Origin of the sequence: Dietzia sp. DQ11-44, from assembly GCF_014145205.1 — a bacterium.
GTDB classification, from domain to species: domain Bacteria; phylum Actinomycetota; class Actinomycetes; order Mycobacteriales; family Mycobacteriaceae; genus Dietzia; species Dietzia natronolimnaea.
In genome coordinates this window covers 1-2274 of the sequence record NZ_JAALEC010000428.1, presented here as the reverse complement: position 1 = coordinate 2274, position 2274 = coordinate 1, and the positions used below count along the sequence as shown (strand labels likewise).

Annotated in this window: 1 protein-coding gene and 1 pseudogene; both read left to right on the top strand. The window is 71.4% G+C overall.

The genetic code is table 11. The annotated features are described in order from the left end of the window. The first annotated feature begins 120 nt into the window (after positions 1-120). Complete coding sequence (locus G6018_RS11185) at positions 121-1155, top strand: decaprenyl-phosphate phosphoribosyltransferase (protein ID WP_182616140.1); 1035 nt, start codon at positions 121-123, stop codon at positions 1153-1155. Between the two features lie 16 nt (positions 1156-1171). Beyond that, positions 1172-2274, top strand: a pseudogene (locus G6018_RS11180) (arabinosyltransferase); the annotation flags it as partial.

The window sequence follows — 2274 nt, the reverse complement described above, 5'->3', positions numbered from 1 at the left end:
GGGCTGCGCTGCGCTCACCCGCGCGGTCTGGCCCACGGACCCCGTCCAGCGCCTGCTGCCGGAGGCGCTGCGTGACGGCGCGCCCGGACCGCGCACCACCCCGACCCCCGAGGAGAATCGATGACCGATCAGACCGGAGTCCCGGCCTCCCGGGGCGGGGGCGATCACCACCTTCTCGGTGCGGAGCCGCACACCGCCAACGAGATCGACCTCGCCGAGGCCGAGGAGGAGGCCAAGGGCTCACCGCCCAAGAACCTGCTCGACGGCATGATCAAGGCCCTCCGGCCACGGCAGTGGGTCAAGAACGTCCTCGTGGTCGCGGCCCCCGCCGCGGCCGGGTCGCAGACGCTCACCGACACCTCGGTCCTCTTCTCGGTCTTCATCGCCTTCGTGGCGTTCTGCATGGCGGCCTCGAGCGTGTACCTGATCAACGACGCGATGGACGTCGAGGCGGACCGCGCGCACCCCACCAAGCGGTTCCGTCCCATCGCCGCCGGGGTGCTGCCGGTCGGACTGGCCTACGGCATGGCGGTGGCGCTCATCGTCGCCTCGATCAGCATCTCGGTGCTGTTCACCCACCCGGCGCTGGCGATCGTCGTGGCCGTGTACATCGTGCTGCAGCTCATGTACTGCTTCGGACTCAAGCACCAGCCGGTGCTCGACATCGCGTTCGTCTCCTCCGGGTTCCTGCTCCGCGCGGTGGCGGGCGGCGCGGCGGCCGAGGTCGAGATCTCGCAGTGGTTCCTGCTGGTCATGGCGTTCGGCTCCCTGTTCATGGCGGCCGGTAAGCGGTACGCCGAACTGAACCTGCACCTGAGGACCGGGGCCAAGATCCGCAAGGCCCTGGAGAGCTACACCCCGACCTACCTGCGGTTCGTGTGGACGCTGTCGGCGACGGTGCTCGTGCTCTGCTACGCCCTGTGGGCGTACGACCGCGGTTCCGATCCCACCCAGCCGTCCGGCTCGGCCGTGTGGTTGCAGATCTCGATCGTGCCGTTCACCATCGCGGTGCTGCGCTATGCGGTCGACGTCGACGCCGCCCAGGCCGGCGAGCCCGAGGACATCGCGCTCGGGGACCGCGTCCTGCAGGTCCTGGCCGGGCTGTGGGTCCTGACCGTCGTGATCGGCGTCTACCTCGTGCCGTCCTTCGCCTGACCGGGGTGGGCGGGCGATGTCGGAGGTGACGGCGGGGAATCCGGGAGCGGGGCGTCCGGCAGCGGACCGGCCCCCGGCGACCGTGGCCTCGCGGAACCCTGAGCGGATCACCGACCGGATCACGGAGCGGATCACCGGGCGACCCCGGGCCGAGCCGGCCGTCTTCTGGGGCGGCCTCGTCGTGGTGGTGGCGGTGTTCCTCGCCGGCGCGTGGCAGCGCCGGTGGATCGCCGACGACGGGCTGATCGTCCTGCGCACGGTCCGCAACCTCATCGCCGGCAACGGACCCGTGTTCAACGCGGGGGAGCGGGTCGAGTCCAACACCTCCACCCTGTGGACCTATCTCGTCTATCTCACCCACGAGGTCGTCGGCTATCGGCTCGAGCTGGTCGCCCTGGGGTTGGCGCTGACGCTGAGCATGATCGCGGTCGCGTGCGCGATGCTCGGCACCCGCGTGATGTACCGGGGCACCCGGCGCGCCCCCGCCGGTGGTCCGATGCTGCTGTTGCCGCTGGGCGTGGTGGTCTACATCATGCTGCCGCCCGCCCGGGACTTCGCGAGCTCGGGCCTGGAGACGGGGCTGGTGATCTGCTGGATCGGCGTCATGTGGCTCGGCCTGCAGCGGTGGGCCCGCGCGCCGCACCGCGAGTACCGGTTCGGTCTACCCGCGGTGGGCACGGCCGCGATGGCGTTCATCGCCGGGCTCGGTCCGCTGGTGCGCCCCGAGTTGGCGCTGGCGGCGGTGGTGTTCCTGGCGCTGCTGGCGGCGTCACAGCAGTCATGGCGGCATCTGGGCTGGTTGGTCGCCATCGCCGGAACCGTCCCGGTGGTCTACCAGATCTGGCGGATGTCGTACTACGCCCTGCCCTATCCGTTGACGGCCGTCGCCAAGGACGCGGGCGGGTCCAAGTGGGACAAGGGAGCCCAGTACCTGTGGGACCTGCTGTCGCCGTATGTCCTGCTCCTGCCGCTGGCGGTGGTCCTGCTCGCCGGGCTGGTCTCGCTGTGGGCCGTGCGCCGGTCGGACCCCGCCGCGTCCGGGTCCCCGCGTCGCCGGGGTGGGGTGACCGGTGACGACGACGAGGTGGGCGGTCTGCTCCGCCTGCGCGGCCGGGTCCG